The following is a 19,369-nucleotide window of genomic DNA, read 5'->3' as shown; positions in this document are numbered from 1 at the left end:
AGCCGGCAAGTTGAGCGGCACTTTACCCGAATCGCACCGCGTCGCGGACACGTCGTCGCCGCACCGTGGCGCCCACGTCACGCGGGTTTCGGGACGCGCTTCCTCGCGACCGGTTTCGCCGCACGCAGGGTGCCGCCCGCCGGTCGACCCGGCGCCCGGCGCGCGGGGGGGCGTGACGCCCGTTCGGCACGCAATGCGTCGAGTTCGCCGACGTACGCGGCATTGGCCGCGCGGGCCCCGTCGAGCTGGCCTTCGAGCATGCCGCAGCGGTGTTGCGTGTCGGCCAGTTGCGCCTGCAGTGCCGCGAGATCCTTGCGGTGCTGCGTATCGCGCTGTTCGGCGCGAGCCGTGGCCGCGTCGAATTCCTTCTGAACGCGCGCGGCCGCGAGCCGTTCGCGGTCGATCTCCTGAAGCGCTCGCCTCTCCGCTGCACGCAAGCGTTCTTCGGCCCGGCCCGCGTCGTCGCGCAGCCGCTCGAGTTGCGACGTGAAATCGGCGCGCGCCTGCGCCAGCGCGCGATCGGCGTCCGCGTTGTCGGATTTTAGCCGCTCGATTTCCGCTTGCAGCGCGCGGCGCGATGCTTCGTCGGCCGCCCTCGCCTGCTCGAGTTCCTGGATGCGCACCTGGGCCGCCAGCAACGCGCTCGTGCGGTGCTCCAGCGCGGTTTCGGTGCGGGACAGGTCGGCTTGCAATGCCGCGACCTCCGCTTTCGCCGCGGCCCGCTCGGCTTCGACTTCGGCGCGCAGTGCATCGAGCGCTGCGGCGGCGTCGGTACTCGAGCGGCGCCACAACGCGGCGACGAGCTCGCCCGCTGCCGCCTGCAGATCGGCCGGCAGATCCGGATGCTCGATGCGCACCCGGCTCTTTTCCCGCAACTCGGCCCAGAACTCGCCGAGCACCGCCGTCGGCGTGCTCATGCTGCCCTTGCGCACGAGCTGGTAAAGGCGGTTCGCGGTGGGCGTGACGCCGAAACGGAAGAACATCAACGCGCAGACCTCGCGATAGAGCTCGCGGGTCTTCGGGAAATCGGCCCTCAGGCGGTCGATTTCGGCGATCAGGCGGGATTCGTCGGCAACGAGGTCGGACATGACGGTTTGAGTCGTAGTTTCGTTAATAATATAACGTAAACCGTTAAATATCCAATTTCTCTGCGCCTATTATTTGACATTATTTCTATAATGTTGAGTTTTTAACGGCGAGCGTTGTCATTTCTGAACATGGCTTCCCGCCTCGCTGTTGCCATAGGCGTAGTGCGTCCTTTCACCGCTGCGGAGGGTAGAAACGAAAGAGGCTCGCACCGCGCGAGCCTCTTGTTTATGACGTCGTAATCGTCGTCACACCGACGTCGACCGCAGTCGACGTAGCGGCAGACCAATGCGCTCGCTACCGACGCGGCGGCTTACGGCACGACGTGCCGCCCCGATCAACCCAGCGGCACCACGCTCCCGAGCAGGATTCGCACGAGTGTCGCCTGGCGCGTCACGCCCGTCTTCGAGAAGATCGCGCGCAGGTGCGTGCGCGCGGTGTTCTTGCTGATCCCCGATTCCTCCGCCGCCTCCTCGAGCGTCAGCCCGTTCGTCAGCAGCAGCGCGAGCGACGTCTCGGCGGGTGTCAGGTCGAACAGCTTGCGGATGATTTCCTGCGCGCCCTGCGGCTTGCGGTCGGGGTCGCGCAGGAACAGCGTGACGGCCGGCCGGCGCTTGTTGTCCTCCGACCAGTCGGACAGCAGCACGGTGCGCACCAGCAGCCCGAGGCGCGGCTTGTCGAAGCCGCGCGTGATCGGCATCGCCTCGACGATCGCCGCGGCCGTGCCGTGGTGCCCCATCACCGCGTGGCGGATCAGCCGCTTGAGCGTGCGGTTCTCCTGCGCATCGGTCGCCTCGATCGTGCCGCGCGCAATCGTCAGACCGTTGTTCTGCTTCAGGATCTCGTCGGCGACGCCGTTCATGTCGATGATCGTGCCGTTCTCGTCGAGCGTGATCGTGCCGATCTGCATCCGGTTGATCGCGTTGGCATAGATCGACCGCTCGACCTCGGCCGTGTCGAGCCGCGAATGCAGTTCGACCGCCCGCTTCAGGTGCGGCAGCAGCAGCGCGCAGATCGCCTTGTCGCGCGCGGAGAACTGCTTCGACGCATGATTGCGGCACACGCGGAACCGGCACTCGACGCCCGACGGCGTGCGCAGGTCCGCGCCGAGGATGTAGCGCACGTCCTGCGGCTTCAGGAACTGCTTGTACAGTTCGCTCGACAGCCAGCCCGTGTCGCCGAACACGTCGTCGACCGTGACCACGCGATCGGCCGGCAGGCCGACGAACGGGTCGAGCGAATAGTAGTAGTTGTTGTACGACGCCTCGCCGTCCCCCGGCACGACCGGGCCGAACTCCGATGCATGCACGGACAGCGGTGCGCGACGGTCGCTCGCCGCCGCGCGCAGGATCAGCGTCACGTAGCTGGCCTGCAGCAGCCGGCGAACCATCTCGAGCGCGCCGGCCCACGGCGGCGTTTCCATCGGCCCCTGGTAGATGCGCGCCATCAGCTCGCTGAAATCAGCGACGCCGATGTCGGCCTCCTCGCTCGTTGACTGGCTCTCTTGCGGGGCCCATCTCGTCTCCATCAGCACGCTCCATCCTCCATGCAACTTGTGTTCGGTGCGATTCATCCGCGCCGCCATGATTAAGACGTGTCTTAATTCCGGCGTCATCGGGACATTCACTGAATGGTGAGCTTTGGCCATCCGGACGCGCGAACCATCGTCCAATCGGATGATGTGGCGCCCTGCCCGCTGCGCTGGAATGCCCGTCAGGCCGTGCCGGCAAGCGTCCGGCGCGGGCTCAGGGAAAACCGCGACGCGGGTTTACCTGATTCAGACCGCATCCGATTCAGACAGGAGTTCCAATGCCGCTCGACCCTCAGGCGCAGGCGCTGCTCGCCGCGCTCGCCCAAGTGCCCGCGATCGATTTCGATCGACTGACCGTGCCCGCGTACCGTGCGAGCCTCGCCGGAGGCAGCGCGTTCGCGCCCGGCGACGCGATTGCCGCCGAAGAGGACTGGCAAATCCCGGCGCCGGGTCGTCAGTTGTCCGCACGACTGTATCGGCCCGATGCCGACGGGCCGTTGCCGCTGACCGTGTTTTTCCACGGCGGCGGCTTCGTCGCGTGCGGCATCGATTCGCACGCGAACCTGTGCCGCAGTCTTGCCAGGCGGGCGCGCACGCTCGTGCTGTCGGTCGATTACCGGCTCGCGCCCGAAGCGCGCTTCCCGGCAGCCGCGCAGGACGCTTGCGACGCGGTGCGCTGGGCCGCCGCCGGTGCGCGCGATCTCGGCGCGCGCACCGGTGCGATCGCCGTGGCCGGCGACAGCGCGGGCGGCAACCTGGCCGCGGTCGCCGCGCTGCAGTTGCGCGGCTCGGGCATCGCGATCGCGCACCAGTTGCTGCTGTATCCGGTCGTCGATTGCGCGACCGAGCATCCGTCGTACGAATCGCTCGGCGAAGGCTATTTCCTGACGGCGGACGCGATGCGCTGGTTCAAGCGCCAGTATTTCGACGACGGCGCCGACCGCGCATCGCCGCTCGCGAGCCCGCTCGCCGTGGCGGACCTGTCGGGCGCGGCGCCGGCCACCATCGTCAGCGCGGAATTCGATCCGTTGCGCGACGAGGCCGAAGCGTACGCACTGCGTCTCGCGCAGGCCGGCACGCCGGTCTCGCTCGTGCGCTGGCCGGGCCAGCTGCACGGCTTCGCGAGCATGCTCGGCGCGCTCGACGCGGCCGATCGCGTGCTGACCTTCGGCGCCGACGCGCTGCGCCGCGCCTTCGACGCGACGGAGGCGCAATGACGCTCGCCAGTACGCCGGAAATCGTCGACGAGCTGCGTGCGGGGCGGATGGTCCTGCTCGTCGACGAGGAGGACCGCGAAAACGAAGGCGACCTCGTGATCGCGGCCGATCACGTGACGCCCGACGCGATCAACTTCATGGCGCGCTTCGGGCGCGGGCTGATCTGCCTGACGCTGACCGCGGAGCGCTGCGAGCAACTGCGTCTGCCGCCGATGGCCGAGCGCAACGGCACGCCATTCGGTACCGCGTTCACCGTCAGCATCGAGGCGGCCGAAGGCGTGACGACCGGCATTTCCGCGGCCGATCGCGCGCGAACGATCCGCGCGGCGGTGCGCGCGGGCGCGCGTCCCGACGATCTCGTGCAGCCCGGCCACGTGTTTCCGATCGCCGCGCGCCCGGGCGGCGTGCTGGTGCGCGCGGGACACACGGAGGCCGGCTGCGATCTCGCGGCGCTCGCCGGGCTCACGCCCGCGTCGGTGATCTGCGAGGTGATGAACGACGACGGCACGATGGCGCGGCTGCCCGAACTGCGGACGTTCGCCGCGCATCACGGGCTGAAGATCGGCACGATCGCGGACCTGATCCATTACCGCCGCGAGCACGAATCGCTCGTCGAGCGTGTCGGCGAACGGCCGCTGCATACGCCGTGGGGCCGGTTCCGCGCGATCGAGTATCGCGACACCGTGCACGGTGCGCCGCATCTTGCGCTGGTGCGCGGCGAGCCCGATCCGTCGACACCCGTGCTGACGCGCGTGCATGAATGCCATTCGCTGCTCGACCTGCTCGACGCGGAACCGTCCGCGCATTCGTGGCCGCTGCACGCGGCGCTGCAGCGGATCGATGCGGCCGGTTGCGGCGTCGCGGTGCTGCTCGACTGCGACATGCGCGGCGACGCGATGCGAACGCCGGCCGGCCACGCACGCCGCGACGGCCGCGTGACGGGAATCGGCTCGCAGATCCTGCGTGACCTCGGCGTGCGGCGGCTGAACGTGCTGTCGAGTCCGTTCCGGCTGCCGGCGCTGTCGGGGCACGACCTGGAAATCATGGCGTTCATTCCGCTCGGCGACGACGATCCGGAAAGCGCGCGCCGCCGATGCGAGCCCGCTGCGGGCGGCGTGATGCCGGGCTGACGGACTGACGGACTGACGGGCGCGTGCCGCGCGTCCTGGCACCGCCCCCACGGGTTTCCGCTTGACAGGCTATCGTTTGTTTTTATGAAATACAGTCTCGGGTTTGTATTTTGACGATACATACCATAGACTGTATTTTTCGATTACAAACGATCGCCTGTCATTGCGCGGAGAGTCCATGGCATTCCCTGTCCAGACCTTGAGCCAGTTGCGCCCGATCCTCGTCGGCTTCCGGAAGTCGGCGGGGTTCACGCAGGCGCAGCTCGCTGCCCGCCTCGGCGTGACGCAACAGTCGTACGCGCAGCTCGAGGCCAATCCGTCCGCGGTCAGTATCGAACGTCTTTTCAAGGTGCTGAACGTGCTCGGCGTTCGCCTGGCGCTCGAGCCGGGCACGCCGGACGACGCAGCAGCGCCCGCTGGCACCGCGCCGGCGCCCAAGCGCACGCCGGCCGCGCGCGGTCGCTCGTCCGGTTCGTCTGGCTCGTCCGATCTGCCGGTTCGCCCGCCGACCGCTGCGAAGGCCCCATCCGCCGCCACGCGGAAACGGCCTGCCGCCGCCACGCCCGGCAAGCCTCGGGGCACCACACGGGAGGACTGGTGACGATGGCCCGCCGCCCCCGCCACGACCGCCTCGACCTGTGGATGAACGGCATCCCGGTCGGCTACTGGGAAGTCCGGCGCGGCGTCGAGCGCCTCGTCTACCTGCCGGCGTGGGTCGACGATCCGCAAGGCCGTCCGCTGTCGCTGTCGCTGCCGTTCACGCCGGGCAACCAGCCGCACCAGGGCGCGATCGTCGCCGACTACTTCGACAACCTGCTGCCGGACAGCCAGCCGATCCGCCGCCGCATCGCGCAGCGCTACCGGCTCGGGTCGACGGCGCCGTTCGAACTGCTCGCGTCGATCGGCCGCGATTGCGTCGGGGCGCTGCAGTTGTTGCCCCCGGACGAAGCACCGGTCGACCTCGAATCGATCGACGGCACCGCGCTCGACGATGCGGCCGTGGCCGACGTGCTGCGCCACGCGACCGCCGCGCCGCTGCCCGGCCACGCGGAGCCGGACGGCGAGCTGCGCCTGTCGATCGCCGGCGCGCAGGAAAAGACCGCGCTATTGCGCGACGGCAATCGCTGGCTGCTGCCGGCGGGCAGCACGCCGACCACGCATATCTTCAAGCTGCCGCTGGGGCGCGTCGGGAACATGCAGGCCGACATGCGCACGTCGGTCGAGAACGAATGGCTGTGTTCGAAGATCGTCGCCGCGTACGGCCTGCCGGTCGCCGCGTGCGACATCGGCCGGTTCGACGACCAGAAGGCGCTGATCGTCGAGCGTTTCGACCGCCGTCCGTCCCGCGACGGCACCTGGATCCTGCGGCTGCCGCAGGAGGACATGTGCCAGGCGACCGGCACGCCGTCGGGCGCCAAATACGAATCCGACGGCGGCCCCGGCATCGCGACGATCATGGGCATCCTCGCGAATTCCGCCGAGGCCGCGCGGGACCGGACGAACTTCTTCGTCACGCAGCTCGTGTTCTGGGTGCTCGCGGCCATCGACGGCCACGCGAAGAATTTCAGCATCGCGCACCTGCCCGGCAACACGTATCGCAGCACGCCGCTGTACGACGTGCTGTCCGCGCATCCGATCATCGGCACGCGCCGCAACCAGCTGCCGCCGCGGCGCGCCCGGCTCGCGATGGCCGTGTGCGGGAAGAATCGCCATTACGTGATCGGCGACATCCAGCCGCGTCACTGGATCGCGCAAGGCGCGCGTGTCGGTCTGACCGAAGACGCCGTACGCGCGGCCATGGCCGATGTGGCGGCACGCACCGAACCGGTGATCGCCGGCGTCGCGTCGCGCATTCCGGCGGATTTCCCGTCAGACGTGGCCGATGCGATCTTCGACGGGATGCGCCGCCAGGCGCGCAAGCTGGGCGCGGCCGACTAGGCGGTGCGGCCGACTAGGCGGTGCGGCCGACTAGGCGGTGCGGGCGGCGGGCGGCGAGTCATCCACGTGGACGATGCGGCGTTGCGCCGACTCCGCACAATGGTCGCCGTGCTCATCCCCGCGCTCGCCCGACATGGAAACCGCCGCCCTCGATACCGCGTTCAGCCCGCTGCAGGTCGGCCCGTTGACGCTGCGCAACCGCCTGATCAAATCCGCGACCAACGAAGGGATGACGCCGAACGGCGTGCCGTCGCGTGCGCTCGTCGGGTTTCATGAACGCATCGCCGCGGGCGGCGCCGCGCTGACGACGGTCGCGTACTGCGCTGTCAGCGACGACGGCCGCACGTTCGTCGACCAGGCGCGGCTCGATGCGCCCACGGTCCGGCAATTCCGCGCGCTGACCGACGCGGTGCATCGCCACGGCGCGGCGGCGTCCGCGCAGATCACCCACGGCGGCTGCTTCACGTTCCTGCCGTCGCTGTCGACGAAACGTCCGTTGAGTGCGTCGGGCGGGTTCAACAAGGTCGGCGTGATGAGCGGCCGCTTCCTGAAGCAGGCGATGACGCGCGACCAGATGACCGTCATCGCCGACGAATTCGCACGCGCGGCGCGCCACGCGCGCGACGCGGGCTTCGACGCGGTCGAGATTCATATGGGTCACGGTTATCTGCTGAGCCAGTTCCTGTCGCCGCTGTACAACCGTCGCCGCGACGCATACGGCGGCGATGCGGCGCGCCGCGCGACGTTCCCCGTCGAGGTGCTGCGTCGCGTGCTCGATGCGGTCGGCCGCGATCTCGCCGTGGTCTGCAAGATCGGCGTGACCGAAGGCGTGCGTGGCGGCGGAACGCCCGACGACGCATGCGGGATCGCACGGCGGCTCGAGGCCGAGGGCGCGCACCTGCTGGTGCTGAGCGGCGGGATGAACGTCGAGTCGGTGTGGCAGCTGTTCGGCAGCCCGCTGCCCGGCGAGGCGCGCGCGAACGCCGACAACGCGATCGTGCGCACTGCGATGGCGCTGCAGAAGCTCACCGAGCCTAAGATGGGCGCGTTTCGGGAGATGTATTTCCTCGAGCATTCGCGGCAGGTGCGTGCGGCCGTCCGGATGCCGCTCGCCTATCTCGGCGGCGTGCGCTCGCGCGAAAACGTCGCGCTGGCGATGCGCGAAGGATTCGACGCGGTGGCGCTCGCCCGCGCGCTCGTGTTCGAGCCGGGTTTCGTGAACGAACTGCGCGACGGCCGCATCGCGCAATCGGGCTGCACGTCATGCAATCGCTGCGTCGTGTCGATGTACACGCCGGGCGGCACCGCATGCGCGCTCAAGGCGCCGAACGATCCGGCGCCGAACCGTGTGCCGGCCGCGGGCGTGTGACGTTACGCGGTCGCTGATTCCGCAGTCGCCCTCGCGGCCGTGGCCACTACCGCGAGCACGCCCTCTGCCGCTCATCCGGCGTCGCGGGCGCGGGCCAGCGCCGCGAGGTTCCCTTCCCCGAATCCGTGGTGCCCCTGCCGCTGCACGATCTCGAAGAAGATCTCGCCGGGCCGGCGCTTGACGAAGGTCTGGAAGAACAGGCGCGGCACGCCGTCGCTGCCGATTTCGCCGTCGACCAGCACCGCGCGGCGGCGCAGCGCGTCGAGATCGACGCCGTGCCCCGGCAGCCGCGCATCGACTTCGTCGTAATAGCGCGCCGGCGGTTCGATGAATTCGACGCCGTTCGCGCGCAGCGCATCGACGCTCGCCAGGATGTCGTCGGTCGCCAGCGCGACGTGCTGGACGCCTTCGCCCGGATGGTCCGGCAAATACGCGTGCATCAGCTCGGTGCGCCGCGTGCCTTCCTCGTAGACCGGAATCCGCACCGCGCCGCACGGCGACACCATCACGCGCGACTCTTCCGACACATGCCAGTGCGCGTCGATTTCATGGATTTCGCGGAAGTGCAGCAGGTCGTGATAGAAGTCGAGCCACTCGCGCATGCGCCCCGCGCCGACCGTCTGCGTGAAATGGTCGACCTGCTGCAGGCCCGTGCCCGCGCAATCGAGATCGGTATGCGCGGTCGCGATGTCGATCGGCCGGAAATCGATGTCGAAGATCGAGATGTCGCCGACGCCGCCGCGCTGGCCGTCCCGCCCACGCCAGCGGTCGACGAAATAAAGGTGCGAATCGCCGATCCCCTGGATCGCGGGAATCTTCAGCTCGCCGACCCCGATCCGCTCGCCCTCGAACGCCCACGCGCCGAGCTCGATCGCACGCTCGAACGCGCGCCGCGCGCTGGCCACGCGCAGCCCGATCGCGCACACGCCCATCCCGTATTCCTCCGCGTAGCGCGCAGCGAACGAATCGGGCTCGGCGTTGATCAGGAACTGCATCTGCCCTTGCCGGTACAGCGTGACGTTCTTGCTGACATGGCGCGCGATCGCCTTGAATCCGAGCTGCTCGAAGCGTTGCGCGAGCGCGTCCGGCACCGGCGCCGCGAACTCGACGAACTCGAGCCCGGCCATCCCGAGCGGATTGGCGGCCGGATCGGCAACGGGCGGCGTATCGCTGGACAGGGGGTGGGAATTGCCGGGCATTACAGTCTCCGGGGTATGCGGTCGATGGGGATGACGCCCGGCGCGTGCGGCACGCCCGGCCGATGGGGTGGCCGGGTGTCCGCCCGATTCGGGCAAGGTTTTGATGGTCCCGATTTTAACCAGATCGTTCACGGCGGCACACCCTGGCCGAACGGGATACGAATGCCTCGCCTAGTGCAAACCCGGGATTCGTTCGATAATCGCACATAAAAGAGCGATAATCGCGCATTTTGACCAATCGGCCAATTGCCGTCGTGCGGCGCGCGCCCTATTCTCCGTTCACCCATCGACTTCAATGCAGCATCGGACGCGGCGCCGCCACGATTCCACGATGCGCCGCGCCAGGAGACTTCGCCATGACCCCAACCTTCGACACCCTCGACGCCGCCGCCGGCGCCCGCGCGCGCAGCCAGGCCCGCAAGGCCGCGATAGGCAGCTTCGTCGGTGCCGTCGTCGACTGGTACGACTTCCTGCTGTACGGGATCGTCGCCGCACTCGTCTTCAATTCCGAATTCTTTCCGAAGGTGAGCCCGACCATGGGCACGCTCGCGGCGTTCGCGACCTTCGGCGTCGGCTTCCTGTTCCGGCCGCTCGGCGGCGTCGTGTTCGGCCATTACGGCGACCGGCTCGGCCGCAAGCGGATGCTCGTGCTGACCGTGATGCTGATGGGGCTGTCGACCGTCGCGATCGGCCTGCTGCCGAGCTTCGCGACGATCGGCTGGTGGGCGCCCGTGCTGCTGGTGCTGATGCGTGCGATCCAGGGCTTCGCGGTCGGCGGCGAATGGGGCGGCGCGGCGCTGATGGCCGTCGAGAGCGCACCGAAGCAGAAAAAGGCGTTCTACAGCAGCGGCGTGCAGGTCGGCTACGGCGTCGGGCTCGTGCTGGCCACGGGGATCGTGTCGATCCTGAGCCATACGCTCGGCGAGGCCGCATTCAAGTCGTGGGGCTGGCGCCTGCCGTTCGTGTTCAGCATCGTGCTGGTGCTGATCGGGCTGTGGGTTCGCAAGAGCATGGACGAGTCGCAGGAATTCGTCGAGAAGGTCGAGCACGGCAATCGCAAGCTGCGCCTGCCGGTGCTGGAGGCGCTGACGCGCCATCCGAAGGCGTTCCTGCTGATCGTCGCGCTGCGGCTCGCCGAACTGTTCACGATGTATATCGTCACCGCGTTCGCGCTCAGCTATTCGACGTCGAACCTCGGCATGTCGCGCGACCTGTTCCTGAACATCGGCCTGCTGGTCGGCGCGGTCAGCTGCGTGACGATCCCGTGCTTCGCGTGGCTGGCGGACCGCTTCGGCCTGCGCCGCATCTACCTGATCGGCGCGCTGATCGGCCTTGCGTCGGCGGTGCCGTTCTTCGTCGCGCTGGAATCGCGCTCGATCGCGTGGATCGTGGTCTTTTCGATCCTGCTCGCCAATGCCGCGCACGACATGATCGTGAGCGTCCAGCAACCGCTCTTCACCGAGTTGTTCGGTGCGGAATACCGCTACAGCGGCGCGGGCGTCGGTTATCAGTTCGCGAGCGTCGTCGGCGGCGGGTTCACGCCGTTCATCGCGGTGGCCCTGGTCAGCCTGGCCGGCGGTTCGTGGCACCTGGTCGCCGGTTATCTCGCGGTGGGTTGCCTGATCTCGCTGGTGGTCGCCGCGCGGATGCGGGCGGCGTAGTGAGGGAATGACCGGATGGCCGGCCGTGATACGCGCCGGCCATTTTCACACCGGCTACTATCCCCGGCGAGCCGGACGGGCCCGGCCCTCGCCCAACGTCAAACACAGTCAATCCCGCGCGCAGAAGCCCTTTTTCCCCTCTGAACATTCCACGTCACCCGCCGACCAATGGCATCATATGGGCCTACGTCAGTCACAGATACGCCCCCATATCATGTCGAATCTCATCGTCCACGGCGGCACTCCGCTGCGCGGGGACATCAAGCCGTCCGCGAACAAGAACGCCGTCCTGCCGATCCTGTGCGCCACCCTGTTGACCGATCAGCCGCTGCGCCTCGTCGGCGTGCCGGACATCACCGACGTGCGCAAGATCCTCGACATCTTCCGCACGCTCGGCAGCGACGTGTCGGTCGACTTCACGACCGGCATTCTCGAGCTCCACCATCGCAACACGACGTTCGACCCGGCCGTTCACCGCCTGCCCGAGGCGATGCGCTCGTCGATCATGCTGATTCCGCCGCTACTCGCGCGCTTCGGCGTCGCGCGCCTCGAGAACGACGTGAAGGGCTGCACGCTCGGTGTGCGCGAAATCGATCCGCACGTCGAAGTGTTCGAGCGCTTCGGCGCGCACATCGAGCGCACGCCCGATTCGCTGATCGTCCGTGCCGACGGCCCGCTGACGGCCAACGATCACTGGCTCGACTACGCATCGGTGACGACCACCGAAAACTTCGCGCTGTGCGCGACGGCCGCGGGCGGCACGTCCACGCTGATGAATGCGGCGTCCGAGCCGCACGTGCAGGAGTTCTGCCAGTTCCTCGCGATGATCGGCGTCGCGATCGAAGGCATCGGCACGTCGCGCCTGTGCGTGACGGGCGGCGGCAAGCTCGGCGGCGGCGAATTCCGCTTCGCCGAGGATTTCCACGAAATCGCGACGTTCCTCGCACTGGGCGCGATCACCGGCGGCGACATCACGGTGCGCAACTCGTCGCCGGAGCATTTCCCGCTGATCGACCGCACGTTCGCGAAGTTCGGCGTGACCGTCACGCACCGCGACGGCTGGTCCCGTGCGGAACGCGACGGCCCGCTGCGCGTGCGCCGGCCGTTCACGCAGAACATCCTGACCAAGGTCGAAGCCGCGCCGTGGCCGTACCTGCCGGTCGACCTGCTGCCGATCTTCATCGCGCTCGGCGTGCGCGCGGAAGGCAGCGCGATGTTCTGGAACAAGGTCTACGACGGCGCGCTCGGCTGGTCCGGCGAACTGTCGAAATTCGGCGCGCACGTGCTGCTGTCCGATCCGCACCGGCTGATCACGTTCGGCGGCCTGCAGCTGACGCCGGCGCGCGTCGAGAGCCCGTACATCATCCGTGTCGCGATCGCGCTGCTGATGGTGGCCGCGAGCATCGAAGGCCGCTCGGAAATCATGAACGCGCTGCCGATCCGTCGCGCGCACCCGCATTTCGTCGAAAACCTGCGTTCGGTCGGTGCGAACGTCGAGTGGACGAGCAGCGAGTAACGTCGACCCGGATGCGGCGCGTGTAACGTTCGCGCCGCATCCTCAGGCAAACGGATTTCGCAACTCCGGACCGCCCTCCACGCTCAAGCCGTCGTGCATGTCCTCGGTGTACAGGTATTCGCAACCCTCGATCGACGCAGCTGCCACGATGCACGCGTCGTGGAAGGACAAGCGATGCCGCTCCGCCAGCCTTCGCGCGAGGTCGTGCGTATCGACCGTGATCGGCACGACATGGCACAAACTCCTGATCGGCTCCAGAAACTGCCCCACCTCGCGCCAGGGCATCCGCAATTTTCGGCTGCACACGCTGGCGACTTCGTTCAGTACCTGAACGCTGATGGTCGGCCGTCGAAGGAATAGCGCCTCCGCACGATTTGCCCTGGTTTCGTCCTCGGACAACAGATAAAGCACGACATTGCTGTCGACGAACGATTTCGCCGACTCAATCCCGCTCATTCGCGTCATCCCGGCTGAACTTGAAGTCGGCGGGCAGCTTGCCCCTGAAACGCCTCAATCGCTGCAGAAGCTCGTCCGGCCTCGGCTTGCGACGCACGGCGAAAACGCGCGGACTGTCGACGACGATTTCGATATCGTCCCCCTCGCGAAGCTCCAGTGCGTCGACCACACTGGCCGGAAGGCGGACCGCCAGGCTATTGCCCCACTTTGCAACCTGCATACGAACCTCCGTGGATATACAAGATAAATTGTATATCTGCGATGCGAGGCCACACAGCTGGCCGAACGGATAGCGCCGGCTCGCCGCATGTCGCATTGCCCGCTGAGCCGCGCGATAATCGCCCACTCCCGCACGAACATCGCGCACAACGCATCCTCGACCATGAAAAAGCCCGACCTCGACCGACGCGACTGGATTGCCGGCCTCGAAAAGGGCCTGATGATCCTCGAGGCATTCGACAGCCAGCACGCGCGGATGACGCCGACCCAGGCCGCCGCCCGCACCGGCCTCACGCGCACGGCCGCGCGACGCTACCTGCTGACGCTCGAATCGCTCGGCTACGTGTACACCGACGGCAAGCTGTACGGCCTCACGCCGCGCGTGCTGCGGGTCGGCTGGTCGTACTTCGATTCGGCGCGCCTGCCGCGCACGGTCCAGCCCTATCTGCAGCAACTGAGCGCGTCGCTGAACGAATCGGCGTACGTGAGCGTGCTCGACGGCTGGGAACTCGTGTTCATCGCCCGCAACGGCGTGTCGCGTGTGATGACGACCGGCTTCGTGCTCGGCGCGCGCGTACCGGCCCCGCTGACGTCGCCGGGCGTCGTGCTGCTCGCGCATCATCCGGATCGCGAGGCCGTCCGCACGTGGCTCGACGACACCGAACTCGCGCCGTTCACGCCGCACACGATCACCAACAAGGCGCGCCTGCTCGAACAGGTCGACCACGCGCGCGACGCGGGCTTCGCGGTGATCGAGCAGCAATTGCAGGTCGGCGTGCGCGGCATCGCGGTGCCGCTGAAGAACCGTCACGGCGAAGTCGTCGCCGCGCTGAGCACGAACATGCCGATCGGCACGGAGACGACCGACGCGGCCGTGCGGCGCGTGCTGCCGCATCTGCAGGAAACCGCGCTCGCGATGCTCAACGTGCTTTAGGGATTCACGCGAGCCGCGCGCACGTCATCCCGCTCGCGACATCCGTCACGCCCGTCACCCGATCCGCCACCACCGCGGCAACAGATCGCGCACCTCCCGCCGCCGGTAACGATCGTCGATCAGATGCACGACGCCCTCGTCGTGTTCGGTGCGGATCACGCGCCCGGCCGCCTGCACGACCTTCTGCAGGCCCGGGTACAGATACATGTAGTCGTACCCGTTGCCGAAGCGCGCCTCCATCGCGCGCCGCATCTGTTCGTTGACATCGTTGACCTGCGGCAGCCCGAGCGTCGCGATGAACGCGCCGATCAGCCGCTCGCCGACGAGATCCACGCCTTCCGAGAACGCACCGCCCAGCACCGCGAAGCCGACCCCGCGCCCGCCCGCGTCGAAGCGCGCGAGAAACGCGTCGCGCTCGCTTTCGGCCATGCCGGGCGCCTGGGCCCACACGGGCACGTCCGGATGACGCGTCTGCATCAGCGCGACGACGCGCCCGAGATAGTCGAAGCTGCTGAGGAAGCCGAGGTAGTTGCCGGGCCGTGTCGCATACTGCGCGGCGATCAGGTCCACGATCGGTTCGAGCGAACGGTCGCGGTCGCGCCAGCGCGTCGATACATGGCTCGCGACGCGCACGGTCAGTTGCTCGGCGCGGAACGGCCCGTCGACGTCGAGCCAGCCGGTGTCGGCCGGCAACCCAAGCGTGTCGCGATAGAAATGAAACGGGCTCAACGTGCCGGAAAACAGCACGGTCGCGCGCGCGGCATCGTAACGCGGCGCGAGAAAGCCGGCCGGAATCACGTTGCGCACGCACAGCGTCGACTGGATGCGGCGGCGGCGCTCGGCCGGTGCGACACCGTCGAGCCCGGACTGGCGCGGCAGCGGCTCGCCGTGCAGCGTCGCGTCGAAGATCGACGCGCCGTCGAACGCATCGGCGAGCACGCCGAACTGGATCGCCTCGAAATGAAAGCGCAGCAGCGCGTCGCCGTTCGCGCGCGGCGCATCGGTCAGGTGTTCGCCGATCGCCGCGACGAGGTTCTGCACGGCCGACACGATCGGCCCCGGAATCTCGGGGTATGCCGCATAGCGCTCGGCCTGTGCGCGATTGAGCGTGCCCCACGCGCGCGCGAGCCGGTCGAACGCCTTGCGCAGTGCCGCGGGCGCCGTCTCGCGCGCGGCCGCGAATGCGAACGGGTCGAGCGATGCGCTGTACATCTTGCGGGCTCGATCGAGCAGGTTGTGCGCCTCGTCGACGAGCACGCCGACGCGCCACTGGTTCTGCTGCGCGAGCGTATGCAGCATCGCGCTGCCGTCGTAGTAGTAGTTGTAGTCGCCGATCACCATGTCCGACCAGCGCGCCAGCTCCTGCGCGAGATAGTACGGACAGACGTCGTGCGCGAGCGCCGCCTCGCGCACGGTATCGCGATCGAGCAGCCCCGCGCCGATCGCCGCCTCGCGCGCCGCCGGCAGCCGGTCGTAGAAGCCTTGCGCAAGCGGGCACGATTCGCCGTGACACGCGCGGTCGGGATGCTCGCACGCCTTGTCGCGCGCGACGAGCTCGAGCACGCGCAGCGGCAGCGCCGGCGTGCCGGCGCCGAGCGTGGTCGCCGCTTCCAGCGCGAGCGCGCGGCCGGGCGTCTTCGCCGTCAGGAAGAACACGTGATCGAGCTCGCCCTCGCCGCACGCCTTCAGCAGCGGAAACACCGTGCCGAGCGTCTTGCCGATGCCGGTCGGCGCCTGCGCCATCAGGCAGCGCTCGTCGCGCGCCGCCCGATAGACGGACACGGCCAGCTCGCGCTGGCCGCTGCGGAATCGGCCGTGCGGAAACGTCAGCGCACGCAGCGCCGCATCGCGGGCCGAGCGGTGCGCGGTCTCGCGCTCGGCCCAGCCGACGAAGCACGCGCACTGCTCGGCGAAGAACGCGGCGAGCGCGCTTGCGCCGAGCGTCTCGGTCAGCACGGTCTCGCGCTCCGACACGATGTCGAAATACACGAGCGCGACGTCGATTTCCGCGAGGCCGCGTGCGTCGCACATCAGGTGAGCATAGACCTTCGCCTGCGCCCAGTGCAGCGCGCGATGGTTGGCCGGCATCGCGTCGAGGCTGCCGCGGTAGGTCTTGATCTCCTCGAGCCGGTTCGCGACCGGATCGTAGCCGTCCGCGCGCCCGCGCACGGTGAGCGTGCCCCACGTGCCGGTCAGCGCGATCTCGGTTTCGTAGCGTGCGCCGCGCCTCGACGTGACGGCGCCGTGGCCGGCAATGCCTTCGAGCGCGGTCGGCGCGGGCGTGAAGCGCAGGTCGAGATCGCCGCGCCGCGCGGTGAATTCACACATCGCCCGCACCGCGACGACGTAGCTCATGCGGACAATCCCGCCGCTTCGGCCTGCTCGACTCCGGCTCCAGCCCATTCGACATCGACGACACGCACCGGCATGCCGTGCGCGAGGCAGTACGCGAGCCAGCGCGTCTGGTTGTCCTGCAGCCGGTCGCCGGGGCCCTTCACCTCGATCAATTCATAGCGCCGCTCGCCGGGCCAGAAACGGACGAGATCGGGCAGCCCCGAGCGGTTGCCGCGGATATCCGCGAGCAGGCGCGTGAACCACAGCCGCAGGTGCTCGGGCGGCAGGCAGGCCAGCGCCTCGTCGATCAGTTCGCCGGTCAGCACGCCCCAGAACACGAACGGCGATTGCAGCCCCGTCTTCGTCGCGAAGTGCCGGCGGATCGTGTCGCGGTACGCGCCCGAGTCGAGTTGCGCGAAACAGGCGGCGAACGCGTCCGTGCGGCGCACGGCGAAATCGGGCGCGTGCAGGTCGGCCGGGCCGCGCTGGAACGGGTGGAAGAACGCGCCGGGCACGGCCGCGAACACGGGCTCCCAGCACAGCAGGCCGAACAGCGAATTGATCAGCGTGTTCTCGACGTAGTGAACCGGCGCGCCGGGCTGCGCGAGATGGTCGCGCACCGCGTATTCGACGCTGACGAACGCTTCGGGGCGCACCAGCACGAGCGTCTCGCGCGGCACCTCGGGCGTGCCGCCCGCGCGTTCGACCCGCTGCCCGAGACGGCGCTGCAGGCGCGGCAGCATCCGCTCGACGCGCTGGCGCTCCTCGTCGCTTTCGAAGCCGCCGCGCGCATCGAGCGCGAGCGCGAGCGCATCGGTGTCGCGGCCGCAGCGTTCGAGCACGCGAATGCGCCGGTGCCGGCTGCCCGGCCACGCGCTGCGCGCATACGCGTCGAGCGCGGCAGCCCAGTCGGCGCGGCGCTCGCAAGTCTGCCCGAGCGTGAACAGCAGCTTCGCGCGGCGCGTCGCGAGCCACGGCTGCGCGCAGCCGACCGCGTCGATCGCCTGCAGCAGATCGTCGAACGGCTGGTCGTCGGGCCATGCGTCGAGTGCTTCTCGGCAGGTCTGCAGCGCGAGATACGCGTCGACGTCGTCGCGCTGCTGGAACGCGCGCGACGACGGCGCGAACGGCACGCTTTCGTACTGGAACACGCCGAGATCGGCGAGCACGAATTCGCTCCAGTCCTGATGAAGATTGCCGAAGAACATCAGCCGCAGGCGGTCGCACAGCGCGCCGACCGTCACGCGCAGCACGCGATCGCCGGCCTGCGCGCACCATGCGTCGAGCGGTTGCGCCACGTCGTGCGCGGGCCGCAACCGCTCGAGCCATTCGGGCTTGCGCTCGCCCGCGTGCGCGGCGAGCGACGGGAACACCTTCAGCAGGTCGGCCTTGGTCGACAGCGCGAACAACTCGTCGAGCGTGAGCGCGGGTGCCGGATCGACCCAGCCGAGCTCGACGAGCGGCGCGGCCGCGTCGAGCGTGCTGCCGATTTCGTCGTACGCGAGCTTGCTCGCGCGGAAGTCGGTGCCGCTGCGCATCAGCATCCGCACGAGCAACGCACGCGACGCTTTCGGCAGTTGCGCGAAATGCGCGAGAAACGCATGTTCGCTCGCATCGAGCAGGTCGTCGTAGCGCTCGCCGAGCCAGGCCAGCGCGCGTTCGAAATTGGTCAGGTAGTAAAACGCCGGGGGCGTCGGCGATGCAGGCGTCACGGGGATCGATCACTGTACGTTTGTACAGGTCGGAATCATATCAAATGTGACGAAAAATGCCGCATGCCGCGCACCACGACGCAGCCGCCCGACCGTCGCCGATCGCGGTCAGAACTGGTAATTCACCGACATGTCGAACACGCCGTTCGTCGACTGCTGCGTGATCGGGCTGCGCCGTGCGTGGCCGACGAGCTGTTCGATCGCGCCGTCCATCGTCACGAACCAGTGCTTGTTGACGAACCACACCATCGTCACGCCCGCGCCGAACGACTTCATCCCCGCGCCCGACGAATAGGCCGGCAGGCCCGAACGCGCGGACGCCCCCGCGGGCACGCCGAACCAGCTGTTCATGTAGCGCGAATCGGCGAACGACACGGTCGGCCCGGCGAACCAGAAAAAGTGTTCGTTGCTGCCCGGCATCGGCATGTACGCGGAGAAATCGCCGACCCAGCCGTTCGAGCCGCCGATGCTGCGCCGCACATCCGCGCGCAGCACGAGCGGAAAGTCCTTCGAGATCACGTAGTCGGCCGCGAGCTTCATCACCGGCGCCGCGTTGATGTTGTCGAGTCCGTTCAGGTGGTCGAGGTCGTCCGCCGAGCGGCGTCCGAGGTCATAGCCGACCGACAGGCTCACGCGCCAGTTGGGCCCGCGCAACACGTTCGCGCCGAGCCCGTCGCCCGTCGACAGGAAGAACAGGTCGCGATAGCGCACGTCGAAATTCGGGCCGCCCATCACGCGATAGCGATCGGAACCCGCGTAGCGCGGCTGCAGCGTCATCGCCGCGCCGACGCTGACCTGCCACGTGGGGACGGTCGGACTGAACAGTTTCTGCAGCGGGACGCCCGCCGAGTATTGCCATTCGCCGAGCGGCGACGGCGTCTGGGCCGACGCGTCGCGGGCACCGGCCGCCGCCAGCGCGGCGAAGGCCGACAGGCCGGACACGAACCGGCGGGTGCCGGGCGACAACAACGGGCGGGCAACGGTCATCAAGGCGGTCTCCGTCGGTTGCACGAAACGAACCTGAGGGAAAGCGCGTCGCAGCCTGGCCGGCTGCAACGGCGAGCAGC

16 protein-coding genes are annotated in these 19,369 nt (G+C 68.5%); 8 read left to right on the top strand and 8 right to left on the bottom strand.

The window, feature by feature from the left end; translation table 11 throughout:
- Positions 1 to 77 precede the first annotated feature (77 nt).
- Positions 78 to 1,088, bottom strand: coding sequence for a DNA-binding protein (locus NQV17_RS13095; RefSeq protein ID WP_257772598.1), 1,011 nt, complete (start codon positions 1,086 to 1,088; stop codon positions 78 to 80).
- A 335-nt stretch (positions 1,089 to 1,423) separates the two neighbouring features.
- Positions 1,424 to 2,614 (bottom strand): helix-turn-helix transcriptional regulator, encoded by a 1,191-nt coding sequence (locus NQV17_RS13090; protein ID WP_044843154.1) that lies wholly within the window; start codon positions 2,612 to 2,614, stop codon positions 1,424 to 1,426.
- Between the two features lie 281 nt (positions 2,615 to 2,895).
- Between NQV17_RS13090 and NQV17_RS13085 the strand changes: the two genes are divergently transcribed.
- From NQV17_RS13085 to NQV17_RS13065, 5 genes are all read left to right on the top strand, one after another.
- A complete protein-coding gene (locus NQV17_RS13085; RefSeq protein WP_257772597.1) occupies positions 2,896 to 3,834 on the top strand; it encodes an alpha/beta hydrolase in 939 nt (312 codons plus the stop codon).
- On the top strand, positions 3,831 to 4,964 hold the full coding sequence (ribBA, locus tag NQV17_RS13080; protein WP_257772596.1) for a bifunctional 3,4-dihydroxy-2-butanone-4-phosphate synthase/GTP cyclohydrolase II: 1,134 nt from the start codon (positions 3,831 to 3,833) through the stop codon (positions 4,962 to 4,964). Before NQV17_RS13085 ends, ribBA begins: the two co-directional genes overlap by 4 nt.
- A 178-nt stretch (positions 4,965 to 5,142) precedes the next feature.
- Complete coding sequence (locus tag NQV17_RS13075) at positions 5,143 to 5,565, top strand: helix-turn-helix transcriptional regulator (protein WP_257772595.1); 423 nt, start codon at positions 5,143 to 5,145, stop codon at positions 5,563 to 5,565.
- A gap of 2 nt (positions 5,566 to 5,567) precedes the next feature.
- Complete coding sequence (locus tag NQV17_RS13070) at positions 5,568 to 6,902, top strand: type II toxin-antitoxin system HipA family toxin (RefSeq protein WP_257772594.1); 1,335 nt, start codon at positions 5,568 to 5,570, stop codon at positions 6,900 to 6,902.
- Between the two features lie 133 nt (positions 6,903 to 7,035).
- Positions 7,036 to 8,271, top strand: coding sequence for an NADH:flavin oxidoreductase (locus NQV17_RS13065; RefSeq protein ID WP_257772593.1), 1,236 nt, complete (start codon positions 7,036 to 7,038; stop codon positions 8,269 to 8,271).
- Positions 8,272 to 8,342: 71 nt separating this feature from the next.
- Here NQV17_RS13065 and NQV17_RS13060 read toward each other — a convergent pair whose 3' ends face one another.
- On the bottom strand, positions 8,343 to 9,470 hold the full coding sequence (locus NQV17_RS13060) for a 4-hydroxyphenylpyruvate dioxygenase family protein (protein ID WP_044843109.1): 1,128 nt from the start codon (positions 9,468 to 9,470) through the stop codon (positions 8,343 to 8,345).
- A gap of 356 nt (positions 9,471 to 9,826) precedes the next feature.
- Here NQV17_RS13060 and shiA point away from each other — a divergent pair, with 356 nt between their 5' ends.
- Together shiA and NQV17_RS13050 are read left to right on the top strand one after the other, a co-directional pair.
- On the top strand, positions 9,827 to 11,131 hold the full coding sequence (gene shiA / locus NQV17_RS13055; RefSeq protein ID WP_257772592.1) for a shikimate transporter: 1,305 nt from the start codon (positions 9,827 to 9,829) through the stop codon (positions 11,129 to 11,131).
- Between the two features lie 214 nt (positions 11,132 to 11,345).
- On the top strand, positions 11,346 to 12,647 hold the full coding sequence (locus tag NQV17_RS13050) for a UDP-N-acetylglucosamine 1-carboxyvinyltransferase (RefSeq protein ID WP_124519561.1): 1,302 nt from the start codon (positions 11,346 to 11,348) through the stop codon (positions 12,645 to 12,647).
- Between the two features lie 42 nt (positions 12,648 to 12,689).
- On the opposite strand, the gene NQV17_RS13045 is transcribed toward NQV17_RS13050, so the two are convergent.
- Positions 12,690 to 13,103 (bottom strand): PIN domain-containing protein, encoded by a 414-nt coding sequence (locus NQV17_RS13045; RefSeq protein WP_257772591.1) that lies wholly within the window; start codon positions 13,101 to 13,103, stop codon positions 12,690 to 12,692.
- The gene (locus NQV17_RS13040; RefSeq protein ID WP_044843105.1) at positions 13,090 to 13,323 is read right to left on the bottom strand and encodes an AbrB/MazE/SpoVT family DNA-binding domain-containing protein; all 234 of its coding nucleotides are present in this window, start codon (positions 13,321 to 13,323) and stop codon (positions 13,090 to 13,092) included. Before NQV17_RS13040 ends, NQV17_RS13045 begins: the two co-directional genes overlap by 14 nt.
- Positions 13,324 to 13,485: 162 nt before the next feature.
- On the opposite strand from NQV17_RS13040, the gene NQV17_RS13035 reads away from it, so the two are divergent.
- Positions 13,486 to 14,256 carry an IclR family transcriptional regulator C-terminal domain-containing protein gene (locus NQV17_RS13035; RefSeq protein ID WP_044843104.1) on the top strand — a complete coding sequence of 257 codons (771 nt, stop codon included), beginning with the start codon at positions 13,486 to 13,488 and terminating at the stop codon, positions 14,254 to 14,256.
- Between the two features lie 54 nt (positions 14,257 to 14,310).
- On the opposite strand, the gene NQV17_RS13030 is transcribed toward NQV17_RS13035, so the two are convergent.
- The 3 genes from NQV17_RS13030 to NQV17_RS13020 all read right to left on the bottom strand — a co-directional run bounded on the left by NQV17_RS13030 (position 14,311) and on the right by NQV17_RS13020 (position 19,289).
- A complete protein-coding gene (locus tag NQV17_RS13030; RefSeq protein ID WP_257772590.1) occupies positions 14,311 to 16,611 on the bottom strand; it encodes an ATP-dependent DNA helicase in 2,301 nt (766 codons plus the stop codon).
- Entirely contained in the window at positions 16,608 to 18,302 is a 1,695-nt protein-coding gene (locus NQV17_RS13025) for a VRR-NUC domain-containing protein (RefSeq protein ID WP_257772589.1), read from the bottom strand. Before NQV17_RS13025 ends, NQV17_RS13030 begins: the two co-directional genes overlap by 4 nt.
- 108 nt (positions 18,303 to 18,410) lie before the next feature.
- Entirely contained in the window at positions 18,411 to 19,289 is an 879-nt protein-coding gene (locus NQV17_RS13020) for a MipA/OmpV family protein (protein WP_257772588.1), read from the bottom strand.
- Between the last annotated feature and the right edge of the window lie 80 nt (positions 19,290 to 19,369).

The organism is Burkholderia sp. SCN-KJ (assembly GCF_024656005.1).
Taxonomy (GTDB): Bacteria; Pseudomonadota; Gammaproteobacteria; order Burkholderiales; family Burkholderiaceae; genus Burkholderia.
The sequence above is the reverse complement of the archived record's forward strand: the minus strand, read 5'-3'. Positions and strand labels throughout refer to the sequence as shown.

Excerpts from the sequence above, each read along its gene's own strand:
- ribBA (WP_257772596.1), top strand. The coding sequence starts at position 3,831 with ATGACGCTCGCCAGTACGCCGGAAATCGTCGACGAGCTGCGTGCGGGG.
- NQV17_RS13040 (WP_044843105.1), bottom strand. The coding sequence starts at position 13,323 with ATGCAGGTTGCAAAGTGGGGCAATAGCCTGGCGGTCCGCCTTCCGGCC.
- NQV17_RS13095 (WP_257772598.1), bottom strand. The coding sequence starts at position 1,088 with ATGTCCGACCTCGTTGCCGACGAATCCCGCCTGATCGCCGAAATCGAC.
- NQV17_RS13035 (WP_044843104.1), top strand. The coding sequence starts at position 13,486 with ATGAAAAAGCCCGACCTCGACCGACGCGACTGGATTGCCGGCCTCGAA.
- NQV17_RS13075 (WP_257772595.1), top strand. The coding sequence starts at position 5,143 with ATGGCATTCCCTGTCCAGACCTTGAGCCAGTTGCGCCCGATCCTCGTC.
- NQV17_RS13030 (WP_257772590.1), bottom strand. The coding sequence starts at position 16,611 with ATGAGCTACGTCGTCGCGGTGCGGGCGATGTGTGAATTCACCGCGCGG.
- NQV17_RS13085 (WP_257772597.1), top strand. The coding sequence starts at position 2,896 with ATGCCGCTCGACCCTCAGGCGCAGGCGCTGCTCGCCGCGCTCGCCCAA.
- NQV17_RS13045 (WP_257772591.1), bottom strand. The coding sequence starts at position 13,103 with ATGAGCGGGATTGAGTCGGCGAAATCGTTCGTCGACAGCAATGTCGTG.
- NQV17_RS13070 (WP_257772594.1), top strand. The coding sequence starts at position 5,568 with ATGGCCCGCCGCCCCCGCCACGACCGCCTCGACCTGTGGATGAACGGC.
- NQV17_RS13020 (WP_257772588.1), bottom strand. The coding sequence starts at position 19,289 with ATGACCGTTGCCCGCCCGTTGTTGTCGCCCGGCACCCGCCGGTTCGTG.
- shiA (WP_257772592.1), top strand. The coding sequence starts at position 9,827 with ATGACCCCAACCTTCGACACCCTCGACGCCGCCGCCGGCGCCCGCGCG.
- NQV17_RS13050 (WP_124519561.1), top strand. The coding sequence starts at position 11,346 with ATGTCGAATCTCATCGTCCACGGCGGCACTCCGCTGCGCGGGGACATC.
- NQV17_RS13060 (WP_044843109.1), bottom strand. The coding sequence starts at position 9,470 with ATGCCCGGCAATTCCCACCCCCTGTCCAGCGATACGCCGCCCGTTGCC.
- NQV17_RS13090 (WP_044843154.1), bottom strand. The coding sequence starts at position 2,614 with ATGGAGACGAGATGGGCCCCGCAAGAGAGCCAGTCAACGAGCGAGGAG.
- NQV17_RS13065 (WP_257772593.1), top strand. The coding sequence starts at position 7,036 with ATGGAAACCGCCGCCCTCGATACCGCGTTCAGCCCGCTGCAGGTCGGC.